The organism is Microbacterium sp. SORGH_AS_0969 (assembly GCF_030818255.1).
In the GTDB taxonomy this organism is placed as follows: Bacteria; Actinomycetota; Actinomycetes; order Actinomycetales; family Microbacteriaceae; genus Microbacterium.
Window position 1 is genome coordinate 1,251,328 of sequence record NZ_JAUTAG010000001.1, and the last position, 14,140, is coordinate 1,265,467.

At 67.0% G+C, this 14,140-nt stretch carries 9 protein-coding genes, 1 tRNA gene and 1 pseudogene; 9 read left to right on the plus strand and 2 right to left on the minus strand.

Annotated elements, in window-relative coordinates:
* Positions 1–81 precede the first annotated feature (81 nt).
* The 4 genes and pseudogenes from QE388_RS05790 (at position 82) to QE388_RS05805 (ending at position 6,955) form a co-directional block, all read left to right on the plus strand.
* A complete protein-coding gene (locus QE388_RS05790) occupies positions 82–999 on the plus strand; it encodes a DUF368 domain-containing protein (RefSeq protein ID WP_307383783.1) in 918 nt (305 codons plus the stop codon).
* A gap of 1,039 nt (positions 1,000–2,038) precedes the next feature.
* A pseudogene (locus tag QE388_RS05795) lies at positions 2,039–2,485 on the plus strand (Gfo/Idh/MocA family oxidoreductase); the annotation flags it as partial.
* A gap of 139 nt (positions 2,486–2,624) precedes the next feature.
* Positions 2,625–6,431, plus strand: coding sequence for a P-loop NTPase fold protein (locus QE388_RS05800; protein WP_307383786.1), 3,807 nt, complete (start codon positions 2,625–2,627; stop codon positions 6,429–6,431).
* A gap of 149 nt (positions 6,432–6,580) precedes the next feature.
* A complete protein-coding gene (locus tag QE388_RS05805) occupies positions 6,581–6,955 on the plus strand; it encodes a hypothetical protein (protein ID WP_307383788.1) in 375 nt (124 codons plus the stop codon).
* On the opposite strand, the gene QE388_RS05810 is transcribed toward QE388_RS05805, so the two are convergent.
* Positions 6,952–8,199 (minus strand): hypothetical protein, encoded by a 1,248-nt coding sequence (locus QE388_RS05810; protein ID WP_307383790.1) that lies wholly within the window; start codon positions 8,197–8,199, stop codon positions 6,952–6,954. The two genes, QE388_RS05805 and QE388_RS05810, sit on opposite strands and share 4 nt — an antisense overlap.
* A gap of 574 nt (positions 8,200–8,773) precedes the next feature.
* Between QE388_RS05810 and QE388_RS05815 the strand changes: the two genes are divergently transcribed.
* Positions 8,774–9,841: an IS1249 family transposase gene (locus QE388_RS05815; protein ID WP_307383792.1), complete on the plus strand. Its 1,068-nt coding sequence runs from the start codon at positions 8,774–8,776 to the stop codon at positions 9,839–9,841.
* A 105-nt stretch (positions 9,842–9,946) separates the two neighbouring features.
* Here the strand turns inward: QE388_RS05815 and QE388_RS05820 are convergent.
* Positions 9,947–10,030 (minus strand) — tRNA-Leu (locus QE388_RS05820).
* 154 nt (positions 10,031–10,184) lie between these two features.
* Between QE388_RS05820 and QE388_RS05825 the strand changes: the two genes are divergently transcribed.
* From QE388_RS05825 to QE388_RS05840, 4 genes are read left to right on the plus strand one after another with little or no spacing between them, the layout of a single operon-like run.
* Positions 10,185–10,922, plus strand: coding sequence for a DUF3662 and FHA domain-containing protein (locus tag QE388_RS05825; protein ID WP_275796855.1), 738 nt, complete (start codon positions 10,185–10,187; stop codon positions 10,920–10,922).
* A complete protein-coding gene (locus QE388_RS05830; RefSeq protein ID WP_307383796.1) occupies positions 10,919–11,455 on the plus strand; it encodes an FHA domain-containing protein in 537 nt (178 codons plus the stop codon). The genes QE388_RS05825 and QE388_RS05830 overlap by 4 nt, the downstream gene beginning before the upstream one ends.
* 9 nt (positions 11,456–11,464) lie before the next feature.
* Positions 11,465–12,703, plus strand: a complete 1,239-nt coding sequence (locus tag QE388_RS05835) for a PP2C family serine/threonine-protein phosphatase (protein WP_275796850.1) — start codon at positions 11,465–11,467, stop codon at positions 12,701–12,703.
* Complete coding sequence (locus QE388_RS05840) at positions 12,700–14,100, plus strand: FtsW/RodA/SpoVE family cell cycle protein (RefSeq protein WP_307383799.1); 1,401 nt, start codon at positions 12,700–12,702, stop codon at positions 14,098–14,100. The genes QE388_RS05835 and QE388_RS05840 overlap by 4 nt, the downstream gene beginning before the upstream one ends.
* The last annotated feature ends 40 nt before the right edge of the window (positions 14,101–14,140 follow it).

The window sequence follows — 14,140 nt, forward strand, 5'->3', positions numbered from 1 at the left end:
ACCGCGAAACCTCGTGCGGGCCGGCGCGCGTGGGACGGGAGCGGTTTGGCGACCGGGTGACCCTCGCCTAGCGTGGACCGAATGGCCGACACCCTTGCCGACCGACGTTCACCTCTCCGCCCCGCTCTCGATGTGGTCCGCGGCGCCCTGATCGGGGCGGTGGAAGTCATCCCGGGGGTCAGCGGCGGAACCGTCGCGCTGATCGTGGGGGTGTACGCGACGCTGATCGACGCCGCGAGCCATATCGTGCGAGGCACGGTCGCGGTGACCGACGTCCTGCGCGGACGTGGATTGGCGCGCAGCGCCCGCCATTTCCGGGCCGTCCGTTGGCGTGTGGTGGCCCCCGTGCTCGTCGGCATGGTGCTCGCGGTCGTGCTGGGTGCGCGCATCCTCGCTCCGCTGGTGCAGGAGTACCCGACCGAGACGCGCGCGGTCTTCGGCGGCATGATCGCGGCGTCCCTGCTCATCCCGATCCGCCTGCTGGGCCGCGAGTGGAAGTGGCGGCTGGGCCTCCTCGCGCTCGTCGCCGCCGCGGCGGCTTTCTTCCTCACCGGCCTGCCCTCAGGTTCCGTCGAAGACCCGCCGCTCGTCGTCGTCGCGCTGGCGGCTTCGGTCGCCGTCTGCGCCCTCGTGCTGCCGGGGCTCTCGGGAGCGTTCCTGCTCCTCGTCTTCGGCCTCTACGAGACGACGCTGGTCGCCCTGAACGAGCGCGACATGCCCTACATCCTGGCCTTCGCCGTCGGCGCGGTCGTCGGGCTCAGCCTCTTCGTCAACGTTCTGCGCCTTCTCCTGGCGCGGTTCCACGCGGGCATGCTCGCCCTGATGACGGGGCTGATGCTGGGCTCCCTCCGCGCGCTCTGGCCCTGGCAGGACGACGCCGGGCAGGCCCTCGCACCCTCGGACGAGATCGCTCTCCCGGTGCTCCTCGCAGCGGCCGGTGCCGCGGTGGTACTCCTGGTGGTGTGGATGCAGGCGCGGCTGACCGCGAAACCTTCCTGACCCGAGCGGCGCCCCCGGCAGATTCGGACGAGCGCAACGGAATCGGATGCCAGAGGGCGTGTCATCCGATTCTGTTCGCCGTGTCCGATTCGGGTGCTGCCCCGGCCGCGGCCGCCCCTCGCGCACAGATGGGGGACTTTCCCCACCGCCCCTCCACACGCCGCTGCGCGGCGCGCGGAGCTTCCGGCGGCGTGGGCCCAACCCGAACGTGCCCAACCCCGCCCCTGCCCAGACAACGACGAAAGGCCCCGGGAAAACCCGGGACCCTTCTTCGTTGTGTGAGTCTGTACCGAAATCCCAGAGCCCTTCAAAGGGTTGCGCCGCCGGTGGCTTGCAACAGCGACACGGTGAGCGTAGGCCTGGACGTTTGACCGTCAACCGGGCCCCTCAGCTGCCAGTCTTCACATTGACCGTCCCGTCGGTGCGCTCAAAGAGCGAGGGCCGGTTACAGCTCAGCCAAACCGAGCATGCCTCGCAGAGCGGGTGTCACATCCGGAGGGGCGTTGACCGGTGCCTTGGCGTGCACGGTTCTCGGCGACTGGGAGGGGGCGCCACCGCGGGGGAACTCACGTCGGTGGTCGCATCCGAGGGAGAGCTCCTTCACGTCCCAGCTTGATGACGGCTTCGCTCGGGCCCTGTTCTGTCAGCGCAAGCGCCAAGGCAGTCGGATCGTCGCTGGCCACGGTGATGCGTGCCTCGTCTGCGCCAGCGAAAACGACATCCGCGAGAGCGAGGAGCTCTCGTTAGACCGGGTTCGGGTTGCGCTCGCCCCAGACTTTGGAGCGGTGGTTCACGTCGAACGAGATGCGGATTCCTACGCGTCTGGCGGTTCGTGCGACCTCTAGAGCGCATTCGGCCGCGGACTCCCGCGGACCCGGGAGTATTCCTGTCAGGTGGACGAGATCGGCGTGCTCGATGAGCTCTGCCGGCATATCGACGGGGCGCAGAACTGAGGCGGCGCTTCCTGCCCTCCAGAACGAGACGGTCGATGTGTGGGTGGTGCGTCGGTGCTTGTGCATGAACCCGGTGGGCCGGACGGGACATCGTCGAGGTCTCTGCTGTCGGATCCGCCTTGTTCGACGACGGCGCTCGCGAACACGGCGACTACGACACCGCGGTCACCACCTTGCGGAGCGGAAGCGGCGCCGTGGTCACCATCATTAACTCCCGCCACAGTGCTTCCGGGTACGACCAGCGACTGGAGGCGTTCGGCGCCGAAGGGCAAGTCAGCGTCGACAACGCGCACCTGAGCTTGGTGAGCCGCTCATCCTCTACCGCCACGTCGATGCGGTCCCCGCACCAGAGCTTCTTCCTCGACCGTTACGCCTCCGCCTACCGCGCTGAGCTCGCAGACTTCGTGGGCCTCATCCGAGGGGAGGCCTCGCACGCCTCCACCTTCGAGGACGGGCGTGCAGCGCTCATCCTCGCCGACGCAGCCCTCGCCTCGGCGGCCGGCGCGGGAACGGTTGCCGTCAACCTCAGCTGAAATATGGCCGCGGGTTCCGGTCAACAGACCGGGCCCGCGCTGCTGCTTCGGGGCGCCCAAACGGCCGATGTCGCCACCCCTCAGTAGGTTTGCGAGAAGCGCGTTTCCGCGCGCGCACATCTGGGGGATGGGGTTTCACGTGGCAGCCACGGCAAGGGAAGGCGGTTGGTTCGTCGTCGACGCACCAATCAAGACCGCCGATCAGGATGCGTTCGGTCACGAAGATGTCGCAGACAATCTGCACCGAATGGTGACCGAGCCCACACCGCATCGCCGCATGGTCGGCCTGTTCGGGCAATTTGGTGTCGGTAAGAGCACCGTGATCGAGTTGCTGCGCGCCAAGCTCAACGGGAACAAAGATCTGACGCTCATTCGCATGTCGGCCGAACGCCACGAGCCGGTCGGGTTCCACCGGGCGGCGGTTTACGCCTTCGCTGAGGCCCTTGTTGAGGCCAAGGAGATCTCGAACAGCACCGCCCAGGAGGTGCTTGAGCCTCTCAGAAGTGCCCAATCCACGTCTTTCTCCGACATGACACTGTCCACCGTCGGACGCGCGGTCACCCAGATGCAGAAGGCGTTGAACGTCAACTGGGTGAAGTTCTGGGGGATCTTGGTGGGCGCGGTCCTGCTCGCGGCCCTCGTGCTCGGCCTCGGCGCCGTTCTTATCCCTCCTGCGGTCTGGACCGGGCTCGGTGGCTTCCTCACCCCGCTGCTGACGGCTGGTGCCTTCTTCGCCCCGTTTATCTGGCTGGCCAGCGTGATCGACCTGGGCCCCATCGACCTCCGCGGGATCTTCACTCCCGGTACGCGCAGCTTCCAGCGCGCGAAAGTCGAAGCAGCGGACGAGCAAGAACGCGCCTTCGCCGAATTGGTGGCGAAGTCCAAGCACCGCCTGATTGTCGCCGTTGACGACATCGACCGCCTCTCACGGGATCAGATCCTGGCGGCCCTGAACGCGATCCGCAGCTTCCAGCTCACCTGCGGCCGGGCAAAGCAACCCATCTTCATCGTCGCTATCGACGAGCAGATCGTTCGCTCCGCCATCGAAGAGGACAAGGAAAAGACCACCCCCGACGCCCAGGAGTTCCTCAACAGGCTGTTCACGCTTCGGCAGGAGGTACCCGTCCACGAGACCTTCGACCTGCGTGACTACGCCCGTGACCTCCTCACCGAACGGGCTTCCCTGCTCGCCGCCAAACTCGGCGAGGCGGTCGAAGACGTCCTCCTGATGCTCATCCATGACGACGTCAGGGACCCCCGCCACGTTGTTCGCCTCATCAACGCCTTCAGCAGCGACTACAGGCTCGCCGAGGCGCGCGAGGCACGTCCGGGCTCGCGCTCGATAAGAGCCGGCGTGGTCACAGGCCACCTCGACGTTCTCGCGCGGATGGTGGTCTTGAAGACCGATTACCCGCAGTTCTTTCGTGCGACTCTGGACGACCAAGGGCTGATCACGGCCGCCTCCCGGGCGTCCTCGCTCGACCTGGGCGACGAGGAACACCAGTTCCTCGTCGCCCAGGGCTTCGGTCCCGGGTTGCCGAGACACGCATCCCTCTTTCGCTACCTGTCCCGCACCGCAGGGTGGGTCGAGGAGGGCATCGACCTGACGCCCTTCCTTTATCTCGGCCAGGACCGTTTCAGCCTCACGCTCGGCAATACTCAGGCGCGGGAGATCCGTTCCGCTCTGGCCAACAATCAGCCCACAGCGTTGGCACGCCTGGGTAACGAAGCTCAGGCCGCTGGGGATGCCGCGACCAACACCTTCCAAGAGCTGACTGTCTCGGTACTCAGGGAACTCGAGACTGGAGAGCAGAGCAACGGTGTCGCGGCAACACTCGCCGCCGTCCGCACCTGCGAAGCGTTGAAAGGCGCGAAGATCACCCGCGCGGTCGCTCCGCTCGTCGACAAACACCCCTCCTGGTTGACGGATGTGGTCGGCGCGATCAAGCTGCTCGAGAACGCGGAGGCCGACGCGGCACGCAGCCTCGCCACCGCGGTGATGAGCGCCGACTCCGCGGCGAGTGACCCCGCGATCTGGGAGAACCGGTCAGAGCTGGAAAGCCTCACGGGCGAGGACAAGTTCGCCGCCTGGATCGAACGGCGGATCGCCGCCATGATGACGTGGGAGCAGTGGCGGGCGTGGCCCACCAGCGTGCTTGATGATCAGAGCGCCAACTTGATGCTCGCCCGTGCTGTGCTGCTGGCAGCGCGCGCGGAAGAGGACGACCCCGCAGACGAGAGCGACCTCAAACGGGCAAGAGAGGTCTCTGACCTCATACTCGTTGGCGCACCCGTCCAAGACGAGGAGGCAATGCAAAAGGCAGTCGCGCAGCCCGCGAACACGTATGAAAGTGCCATCGGTCTGCTCGCGGCGGAGAAGTTCGCGCTGACCGACAAGCAGCTCGCGGAGCTGTCGTTCACGCACGTGAGCAGAAGCATCAAGGGTGCCGGAGAGGACACCTCGCCACTGACCGCCGTCATGGATGGGGTCGCCTCTCTTGCACGCCGCACGGCGGAGGAGGCAGCCAGTTGGACGAGCCCTGACCGAAAGACCAAGGTCGCGGCGATCCCGGCGGACCACCTCGCCACCTGGATCGGTGACGCCGAGTATCCGCCCTCACGCGGCGTCCCGGTGCTCCAGGCGATGGCGTCACACGGGGTGGCGGGCCAGACCACGCTCGCGACGGCACTTTTCAGTGCGTGGGCCGCGGACCCAAACGGATCCGACAATGACGATGTGTCGTTCCGGGACTCAGCTGATCGCGTGATCGCTCTCATCCCTCAGCTGCAGAACCCGGCGCAGGAAGCAGTGGTGACGACGTGGATCAGCATGCTCGAGGACGACTCCACGCTGCCTGAAGCCATGTCGCTGAGTTCCACGATTCTCGCCGACACGAGCCCGCCTTTGTGGGCGGACCGGGCGCTCAATGCACTGATGATGTGGTTCAGCACGAGCTACGACTTCACCGGTGTCTACACCGACGCCGCGGCCGCGGTGATGGCAACCGGTCACGTCAGTCCGGAGGTCGAAGAGTCCCTGTGGTCCCGGTTGTACAGCGTCTCCTCCTCCGGGTCGGTGTATCGACAGCGCAGCTTCTCGACGATAGCCAAGCTGCCGTGGGGTGAAGCCATCCTCCCAACGGTGACGGAGAGCGTCGCGTTGTACATGTCGTACGTGGAGCCGACGAGCTTCTGGGCACTGTTCGACATGCAGCAGATGCACGGGCAGATGAACCAGCAGTTCGTCAACCGGGTCGACGAGATGATCGAAGACGAGGACGATCTCACCGCAGCGCGCGCTCGGGTTGATGCCCTGGCAGGCAAGTTGATCCTCGATCATGCGGTCACCCTTGTCCTTGGTGCGACCTCGGCGACTGCCATGGAGGCCGTCGCCGCGCGATGGGCGGACCCGTCGGGAGGGGCCACTGCGAAGGACGGGGCCAACTGGCTCATCCGCGCGGCCAGGGAGGGGAGCTCCGAGAGCAAGCGCATGCTCGCCGCGGCCATGGCTGGCGCCGACGCCTCCGCGTACGCCGAAGTCCTGGACGTCCTGCTCGATGAGACGGTGGATCTGGGCAATGGTGCACATGCCGACGTGTGGGCGTTCGTCACCGCGCCGATGACCGAGACAGCACGAATCGCGCTCGTGTCGAGGATCCGCCCGTTGTTGACCGAAGCCCAGCGCGAAGCCATCGCGGTGGCCCCGACCCTCAACGCCGCAGCAACGGACCCGGCGTTCGACGCCCTCGTAGCTGACGACGTGCGCGAAGTCATGGTCCACTGGATCGTCGACGTCCCGGACGCGTCCGTCGTTGTTGCCGTAGCCGAAGCGATTCGTGGCAGCAAGCGGAGCCACGCGGAGGCCCTCGCGGCTCGCAGGGGACGACCGAAAATCCCGCAACGCGCGGTCGCCTACGATGCCGCAATGCGAGTGCTCCGCAGGTAACCCCGCCGCGCCCTACCTTCCACGCGGGGTTCGGCGAGGAAGCGGACGGCGGGGCCTTCGGGCCTAGCGGCCGTCGTCGTACAGGCTGAGCAGGAAGGCGATGTGCGAGGTCAGGTCCCCGTCTCCAGGGCCCTGACGACCTCGTTGACGTGCTCATCGACCCCGCCACGAAGAAGGTGGTGGGCGGGAACCCGCTGACGCAGAAAACGTTGCAGTTCGGACCCGACACCAAGGAAGGACGGAAAGTCTTGAAGAACCTGCAGAACATCGAGGACAAGACCCCCGAATGGAAGGCCTTCTACGGCATGCGTAACCGCGTCGAGGAGAACAACAAGTCGTTCAAGGGGGACCAAGCCACCGACATCGGCAACCCAGAGAAGCGGCGTCCCCGCGGCTACGCCTACAACGCCCTGTGTGGCGGTGCGGCGGGGGCCATGTCTAACATGCGTCGCATCGTCGCCCACATCCATGCCGACGCCCTCGTCACGGTCGAGCACCGCGACAAAACCTCGCCCCTCAATTAGGTTCGCAGCGTGGAGTCCAGCTGCGCCCGGATGTGACGCACGTAGTCAGGGTCCAGCTCAAGGTCCCCCTCCATGGCAACCATTGTCGTGTCCCACTCACGAACACCGGGCCGGCCCGGTGAGAGCAGCACCCCGACGGAGAGCAACTCGCCCACGCCGGTGTCTTCCATGAAGTCGTGATGAGCGAGCTCCACCCTCGCGCGGAAGACCATTCTCGTCATCTCATCAAGACGAGACGCGACCATCAGCACGACCGGTGATTCGAACGGCCCGGGCTGGGTGGGGAGGTACACGCGGGTGGAGGTGATGAGAGACCGTCTCGACCACGTTCCCGCCTCTGCCATATAGGAGCGCAGACGCTCACCCAACTCCGTGCGGCCCGCTACGGGTATGCCGTCTAGACGGGACAGCACCTCAATCCGGTCCAGCTCCCTCGCTGAGGGGGCCGGAGTGAGGGCGATGTCCTCCTGGATGGATCGAAGCACAAGGTGGGCGTCGGTCGTCTCCGCACTCGCCACCTCCAGCGGCGCTGAGGGCATCGGCATGAGAACCGCGGTGTTCGTCGCCCAATGCGGTGTTTCCTGCTCGGGGACGGCCAGATCCGCGAGTGCTAGCTCGTGATAGCGGACAGGCTCCGTCCCCAACGTCTGCGGTCCACCGACGATCCTCGACAGGTAATGAGCAACCCAACGAGCGGACCTCAGGTGGTTGAACAGAAACTCCCAGTCGCGTCGCATCATCACAACCGCGTCCGATGGGAGTTCCGGCGGCACGTACCCCTCCGGTACCGAGTCATGGTCAACGAGCACCACCGACACCCAGCTGAGCGCGGCCCCGTCGATGGTCACTTCGCGGCCTCGTCGGTTGGTCATCTGCACCGGCCCCGAACGCAGCCGTCGGATGGAGCCCGCGCCCTGTCGCAGCCCCTTGGCGATGTTCTTGTCTAACCAGTTGCGTTCTTTGTCGGGAGTACTGCCGACGCCTGACCGCGCCTTCGACTGGATCATCACCGCGACCCCGCTCGTGATGAGAATGCCGTCGCCCACCTCCCGGACGCCGCTACCGCTGGCCTCATGAGTGGGCTCGAAGATGAAATCCGGCATGCCCCAGAGTGCCGCCGCAAATCGAATGGCTTCCTCGGCCGCGACTCCGCGTTCGACCCCCTCGGGGAGCGGGGCTGCAGCCGCAACCTCCCGGTGGAGGAGGCCATCGGGCGTGTCGATCAAAAGCGTGAGCTTGTCCACGGCTCCACGCTACGGGGATGCCTGACGAGCGGCTGCCTGCGAGGCCCTGATCGGCCCGATCAAGGCGCACGCGCGACGGCATTCGCGAGTACTGGTGGGCGGGGAAGCTCAGCCGGGCCTAGGGGGCCTCTTGTGTGAACCGCGGGGATCTCGCGCGCGGGACTGAGAGGCACTGCGCTGCTTGCTGTGGAGACAGAGCTGTCGCATTTAGCAAGAGATGTCGACGGAGGTCACTTAGGGCCTCGTGTACGGCACGCGCGCCGGAGAACAGAAATGGCCGATCAGATTTGAAACTGACCGGCCATTTCCTGTTTACGTACAACTGGGTCTGAATCCAAGTACAGACCCTTGTGTGCGCGAGGGGGGACTTTCCCCACCGCCTCTCCACACGCCGCTTCGCGGCGCGCGGAGCCTCGGGCGGCGTGGGCCCAACCCAGAATGGGTCCCAAGCCGGGTTATAGGCAAGAACGTGTGGATGGGATGGTGATCTAGCCGCGCGATCACGCGGTGAAACGGGGTTGTGCATGGTCCGCGACGCTTAGGCGTGGACCATCCCTCGAATCAGGCGCTCTGCGTGATATGCGGTGCTCGGCTGGTGAAGAACGGTAAGACCGCCGCCGGAACACAGCGATGGCGCTGCCCCGACTGCGGCGCATCATCTGTCCGCTCCCGACGCGACGTGAGCGAGCGGGAGCAGCTGCGCCGGTTCCTGCGCTGGTTGACGGGCAAAACAACGCAAGCGGAAATCGGCGGCGGAACCGGGCGCTCATTTCGTCACGACACCGCCTGGTGCTGGGGTCTGCAGCCCGTGATGCCGGTCACCGGCGAAGTTCACGATGTCGTCCTCGTCGACGGTGTCTGGATCGGCTCCTGGTGCCTTCTCGTCGCCCAATCCGACACCGGACGCGTCCTCGCCTGGCAGTGGTGCGCCCGAGAATCCACCGCCGCGTGGACGGCCCTGTTCGAACAGGTCCCGCCCCCGGTCGTCGTCGTCACCGACGGCGGTTCCGGCATCCGCTCCGCCCTAGCCACGACCTGGCCCGACACCGCCGTGCAACGCTGCATCTTCCACCTGCAACTGAACGTCACCCGCGAGCTGACGCGCAATCCCCGCACCCGCGCCGGCCGCGACCTGCGCCAGATCTCCCTCGCGTTGACCGCGGTCCACACCATCGATGACGCCATCTCCTGGCGGCTCACGTTGCAAGCGTGGTGGCAGACCCACGGGCATCTCACCAAAGAACGCACCCTCTACGCGAACGGGCACTTCGGGTTCACCCACTTCAAACTCCGCCGAGCCTGGAATGTCCTTCATCGCGCCGCAGAATCAGGGCACGTGTTCACCACTCTCCAGCACGGAAACCCCCGCACCACTTCACGCCTGGAGGGTTTGAACAGTCAGATCCGCCACCTTCTGCGCCATCACCGGGGCATGCCCACCGAGCACCGCCGCAAAGCCGTCGAGTGGTTCCTGCTGCTGCACGAGGTTCCCCTCGAGCGCGCGCACCGGCACGCCATCACGCCCACCCCGCCGGCCACACCCGACGAGCCCGACGACGACGGACAGCCAGCTCTCTACGACACCGCCGTCACCGCCGAGGAAGGCCTCTGGATCCGAACCGGATGGGCAGGACGGAGCTGACACGCCCGAGCCATCCACACGTTCTTGCCTATAAGCCCCAAGCCCTCCCGCTCCCGCAGAGATGAGAAAGGCCCCCGGGATGAACCCGGGGGCCTTTCTCATCTGTGCGCGAGGGGGGACTTGAACCCCCACGCCCGTGAAGGCACTGGCACCTGAAGCCAGCGCGTCTACCTATTCCGCCACTCGCGCGTGCGCGACATCGAGGATGCCGCGCGACCAACTTCCCGAGAGTATCACGGCCGCGTCAACACAGCGAAACGCGGGCTCTGCAGGCGTCATCCATGACCTGCTCAGCCGCCCTGACTACGATGTGCCTACTGGTCTGCCTGCCCGAAGGAGTCTCGTGGGACTACTCGACAGTTTCGAGAAGGGTCTCGAACGCGCCGTCAACGGTGCGTTCGCGAAGACCTTCCGCAGTGGCATCCAGCCGGTGGAGATCGCCTCCGCGCTGCGGAGTGAACTCGACAAGAAGGCCGTCGTGGTCACCCGCGACCGCATCCTCGCGCCCAACGCGTTCGCGGTGCGCCTCTCGCCCGCCGACGACGAGAAGATGAGCGCCCTGGGGTCGACCCTCGTCACCGAGCTCACCACGCTCGTGAAGAAGCACGCCAGCACACAGGGGTACTCGTTCGCCGGTCCCCTCGCCATCTCGATCGAACGCGACGAGTCGCTGTCGACGGGGACCCTCCGCGTCGACTCGCAGACCAGCGAGGGCCAGGTCTCGTGGCGCGGTGTCGTCGACATCAACGGCACGCGGCACGAGCTCACCCGCGCGCGCACGGTCATCGGGCGCGGCAGCGACGCCGACATCACGATCCCCGACGCCGGCACCAGCCGCAAGCACGTCGAGATCCTCTGGGACGGCGAGCGCGCGATGGTCCGCGACCTCGGATCCACCAACGGCACGACCCTCAACGGCCGTAAAGTGTCAGAAGCCGCACTTCCGCCCGATTCGACCATCTCCATCGGTCGCACCACGATCGTGTTCCGTGTGGTGGCGCAGGCGCAGCCGGCGCGACGCGCGGCGGTTTCCGACGCCACGCGCCTGTTCGACGTTCGGGAGCGGGGGCCCCTGTCATGAGTCCGTTGACTCTTCTGCTGCTGCAGGGAGGCTTCCTCGTCCTCCTGTGGTTCTTCGTCTTCGGCGTGGTGTACTCGCTGCGCGCCGACCTCTTCGGCGTCAAGGTGCGAAAGCTGCCCGAGCCGGCGGCATCCGCCCCCGCCGCTCCCGCCCCGGTCGCGTCTCCCGACGCGGTGACCACCCAGGTCAAGCGGCAGCCCGCCCCGGCGCCCGCGCCCGCCGGCGGGCTCGCCACCACCGAAACCGTCTCGCGCATCGTCATCACGAGCGGCCCGAAGGTCGGTCTCGAGCTCCCGCTCGGCACCGAACCGCTCACGATCGGCCGCTCGAGCGAGTCCGGTCTCGTGGTCCGCGACGACTACACCTCCAGCCACCACGCGCGGCTCGTGCTGTGGGGCAACCAGTGGATGCTGCAAGACCTCGACTCGACCAACGGCACCACGCACGACGGGGTGCGCGTGGCATCCCCGGTGCAGGTGAAGGTCGGCGCCCCGATCAAGGTGGGCGCGACGACCTTCGAGTTGAGGAAGTAACCCTCCTCCATGGTCTTCCAGGGCTCGAGCGCCGCCATCTCCCACACGGGCAAGGTGCGCTCCAACAACCAGGATTCGGGCTATTCCGGCTCGAATCTCTTCGTGGTCGCCGACGGCATGGGCGGCCACGCGGGCGGTGACGTCGCGTCGAGCCTCGCGATCCACCGCATGACCGAGCTGGACCAGCCCTTCCCGACCCCCGCCGACGCCGAGCACGCCCTCCGCGACGCCCTGTCCGACACGGCAGCCGAGCTCATCGACACGGTCGCGCGCCGACCCGAGCTCGCGGGCATGGGAACCACCGTCAGCGCGCTGATCATGGTCGACGACTACGCCGTCATCGGCCACATCGGCGACTCGCGCATCTATCTCTACCGCGACGGCGAACTCACCCAGATCACGACCGACCACACGTTCGTGCAGCGCCTGGTCGACTCGGGTCGCATCACCCCCGAAGAGGCGCGGTACCACCCGCGCCGCTCGGTCCTCATGCGCGTGCTCGGCGACATGGACCCCGATCCCGAGATCGACACGTTCATCATGCCGACGCAGGATGGCGATCGCTGGCTGCTGTGCTCCGACGGACTCTCGGGCGTCGTCGACGACACGCACACGGACCGCACCCTCGCCCTCGGGATGCCGCCCGCCCGCACCGCGGACGCGCTCCTCAAGCAGGCGCTCGACGGAGGGGCGCCCGACAACGTCACCGTCGTCATCGTCGACGTCGGCGGCCAGCACCCCGTCTTCACCGGCACGCCGACGATCGTCGGTTCGGCGCTGAACCCGGTTGGAGCCGTCGCTCCCGCGGGCCGACCGGCGCGATCGAACTGGCTGCACCCCGTCCGCCAGGCCGCGAACGAGCCGACGCACTTCGAACCCGCGCCCGAGTTCCTCGAGGAGCTCATCGAGGAAGACCGGCGCCGCGCCCGTCGGCGCCGCCTCGGCTGGCTCGCCGCACTCCTGATCGTGCTGGCCGGCATCGGCCTCGCTCTCTTCGCCGGCTACAACTGGACCCAGACGCGGTACTACGTGGGCGCCGACGACGATTCCGTCGTCATCTACCGCGGAGTGCAGCAGTCCATCGGCCCGATCTCGCTGTCGTCGGTGTACGAAGACACCAACATCGTCCTCGCCGACCTCTCGGACTTCGACCGCCAGACGGTCGAGGCCACGATCTCGGCGCGCTCCCTGTCCGACGCCGAACAGATCGTGGAGCGTCTGCGTCCCACCCCGGAGGCCGGCGGATGACCGATCAGAAGCTGACCCGCGACAACGCCGTGTCGACCGACACGGCCGTGATGCGCGCCCTGAAGAAGATCCGCGTCCCCGCCACGCAGCGCAATCGCGAGCTGGGCCTGCTGATCTTCGCGATCGCCGTCTACGGCGCCGCTCTCGTCCTCGTGCAGTTGGGCGCCACCGGCGCGATCGAGTCGGGCTTCCTCACGCTGGCGAGCATTCCCGCCGTCCTCGCGCTGATCCTCCACGTCGTGCTGCGCCTGCGCGCCCGCGACGCCGACCCCTTCGTCCTGCCGATCGCCACGGTGCTGACCGGGATCGGCATCGCGATGATCTACCGCATCGACCTCGCGGTCCGCCTCGAGGGCTGGGATGCCACGTCCAACCGCCAGATCGCCTGGGCGGCCATCGCTCTGGTCGCCGCTCTCGCCGTGGTCGTCTTCGTGCGCAACTACCGCGTGCTCTTCCGCTACACCTACCTCTCGGGTCTCATCGGCATCCTGCTGCTGCTCCTGCCGTTCGTCCCGGGCCTGGGTACCGAGCAGAACGCCGACGTGTGGGTCTCGCTCGGGTTCGTGTCGTTCCAGCCGGGTGAGCTGGCCAAGATCTGCCTCGCGATCTTCTTCGCCGGCTACCTCGTGCGCACCCGTGAGAGCCTGACCTCCACGGGCACCCGGTTCCTCTTCATGACCTGGCCCCGCGCGCGCGAGCTCGGCCCACTCCTGATCATCTGGCTCGTCTCGCTCGGCATCATCGTGCTCCAGCGCGACCTCGGTACGGGTCTGCTCATCTTCGGCATGTTCGTCGCGATGCTCTATGTCGCGACCGGCAAGACGAGCTGGGTGCTGATCGGTGTCGTCCTCGCTGCGACCGGAGCGTTCTTGGCATCCCGGGTCCTCCCCTACGTCAACGGGCGCTTCGCCAACTGGCTCGACGCGTTCAACCCCGAGGTCATCAACCGCGACGGCGGCAGCTATCAGCTCGTGCAAGGGATCTTCGGCCTCTCGCACGGCGGACTCTTCGGCACCGGTCTCGGCCAGGGCCGCCCGTACATCACCCCGCTTTCGCAGAGCGACTACATCGTCCCGAGCCTCGGTGAAGAGCTGGGTCTCGTCGGCTTGTTCGCGATCCTCGCGCTCTACATGGTGTTCGCGAGCCGCGGCATCCGCATCGGTCTCGCGGGTCAGGACGACTTCGGAAAGCTCCTGGCGACCGGCTTCTCGTTCACGATCGCGCTGCAGGTGTTCATCATGGTCGGCGGTGTCACGCGCGTGATCCCGCTGACCGGCCTGACCACCCCGTTCCTCGCCGCCGGCGGCTCCTCGCTCGTGGCCAACTGGATCATCGTGGCCTTCCTGCTGCGGATCTCGGATGCCGTGCGCAGCCGCCCCCGGGTGGTGATCGGTTGATGACGCCCACGATCGCGCCCCCCACCGCGCCCCTCGGCGC